Below are 2,031 nucleotides of genomic sequence, written 5' to 3' on the forward strand. Positions count from 1 at the left end.
GGGCGACCCGACTCTCAGTAGCGGTCGTCGCCATACTAACCCATTTAGAACGAGACGTTGTAAATGTATTGGAGGTGAGGCATGGGCAGATGAGGGGGTCCCCCCTAGGTGACACTGCCCTACAAATTTGTAAGGCTGAGCCCCTGTGTGCATGCATAATAGAATAGCTGCTTGATAGACTATGTGATTGGGAACCAGATAAGGAAAGTGATAGGACACCCTTCAGACCGTGTTTTAACACTGATTCTATCACTGTTTTGCGTACTACCCTCAGATGACCTATCAGGTTGAATGGCCTAGTAGCAGGCCGCTCGCTTGGCGTTTACCATATACATGCACACATCATTCATATTTTATCAGTATCTCGACCCGGATTAGAAGCCCGATGGGGGTATGATAAATTTCTGGTAGATGGTCCCCCACTTCTAGTATGGTATGCCACATTCACCCCTTTCGTGGGGTATTGTGGTGCAATTCTCCACTTCGGAACTTGCCAAGTCTGTGGTACATTGTTCAACAGTGATACGGATGTTATCTATAGTACGTGTCAAAGTCACCACTCAACACAATTAGCTACGGCGGGAGGTGCCGATCGTACACTTACGAGACTGTCCGGGGAGATTACCGAACGGTTCCGGCAATCGCGATCGTCGACATTGAACTCGTCGAATAACTCGAGGCTATCAGACGCCTGTCGACTGAGTTGGTGCGAGAAGTGACCGGCTGTAAATGGGTCGGTCGGAATAAGGTTCCAGAAGGAACACCGGCGGTCGGCGGTGGGTTGACACCGCCTTTCGATGGTTCACACCGTTTCGTCGACCCATTCGCAGAATGAGTAAAAGTCCTCGGCACCGGCCTGGCTGGCAATATCGGTGAGCGTCCCGGTCGGGACCGGGTCGGCCTTCGGGACCGTCACCGTCCGCACTTCGCCGGTGTCCGGGTTCTCGTATCGGAGCGTCGTGTGGCTTCCCTTCCCGCCGACCGGCACGAACCCGTGTTTCGCAAGTGCCTTGATGACTTCGTCGGAGGAAAACGTCGTTCGGACCACGGATGGCGAGGAGTTACTCCTCAAGCCACGGCGGAGTGCCGCCTTCGCCAATCTTGACGTCGATCCCCTTCCCCTCGAGGTAGGCGTCGGGATCGTCGATCGACTCACCGTCGCCGAAGTGACTGTCGAGCGCATCGGCGAGCTGCCGGAGTGCTTCGACCTCGGTGTCACCGAACGACGCCACGCCAGAATCGACGTGTCGCGCGGTCACACGCCCGTCGTCCTCGTGGATGAACTTGACGCCGCCCGGCACGTCGGCGTTCGGGTCCGATGTCGTTGCCATACCTATAGTTAGGCCACGGGGGCGATGTAAACTTTCGCCTGTGTCGGGACCGTCTCGCGGCGCGATCGCGGTCGTGATAAATTATGCAACCGTCTGCATTATTTATTACCCGCAGAAGTAGAGTCGACCAATTCATACGCCACAGTCATGGCCGTCGGTCAACAGCGATAACTCGAGTGTCTCGTACGCTTGTCGACCGAGTTGGTGAGAGAAGTTACCGGGTGCACACCGGTTGGTCGGGGTGAAAGTGTCGGTTCGGACGTCGGTGCTCGGGGATCGGTCGACACTGACCGACTCAGCGTCTACGTCACAGTCGGGTCGCGGTCGTCGGTCATGGTGGAAGGTGTCGATCGTACACGTACCGCCGGTGGCCGACCGCTTCCACGACGAGGACGTCCTCGCTCTTGTCCCAAGTGATGATCGCACGGTAGTCGCCAGCGCGGAGCTTGTGGTAGTGCCACCCTTGGAGCCGCTCGAGGCGGTGATCGGTCCACTCTTGGGCTTCAGCGAGCTTCTTGAGAACCCGCTCGCGTGGTTCGGTGTCCAATTCCTCCAGGTGCTCGTCGGCTTGCGGCGTAATCTCGATGTCGGTCATGGAACCTACTGCTCGTCGCGATCGCCGTCGTCACCGTCGGCGTTGTACTTGTCCATCACACTCTCGAGGGACCGCGTCTCGCCGCGTTCCCGCTGGCCACGGCTC

3 protein-coding genes are annotated in these 2,031 nt (G+C 57.3%); all 3 read right to left on the reverse strand.

The window, feature by feature from the left end; all coding sequences use genetic code 11:
- Positions 1-802: 802 nt before the first annotated feature.
- A complete protein-coding gene (locus C486_RS00720) occupies positions 803-1,048 on the reverse strand; it encodes a type II toxin-antitoxin system HicA family toxin (RefSeq protein WP_008451886.1) in 246 nt (81 codons plus the stop codon).
- A gap of 13 nt (positions 1,049-1,061) precedes the next feature.
- A complete protein-coding gene (locus C486_RS00725) occupies positions 1,062-1,331 on the reverse strand; it encodes a type II toxin-antitoxin system HicB family antitoxin (protein WP_008451887.1) in 270 nt (89 codons plus the stop codon).
- A 331-nt stretch (positions 1,332-1,662) separates the two neighbouring features.
- Complete coding sequence (locus tag C486_RS00730) at positions 1,663-1,926, reverse strand: type II toxin-antitoxin system RelE family toxin (RefSeq protein WP_008451889.1); 264 nt, start codon at positions 1,924-1,926, stop codon at positions 1,663-1,665.
- Positions 1,927-2,031: the final 105 nt, after the last annotated feature.

Origin of the sequence: Natrinema gari JCM 14663 (assembly GCF_000337175.1) — an archaeon.
Classification (GTDB): Archaea; Halobacteriota; Halobacteria; order Halobacteriales; family Natrialbaceae; genus Natrinema; species Natrinema gari.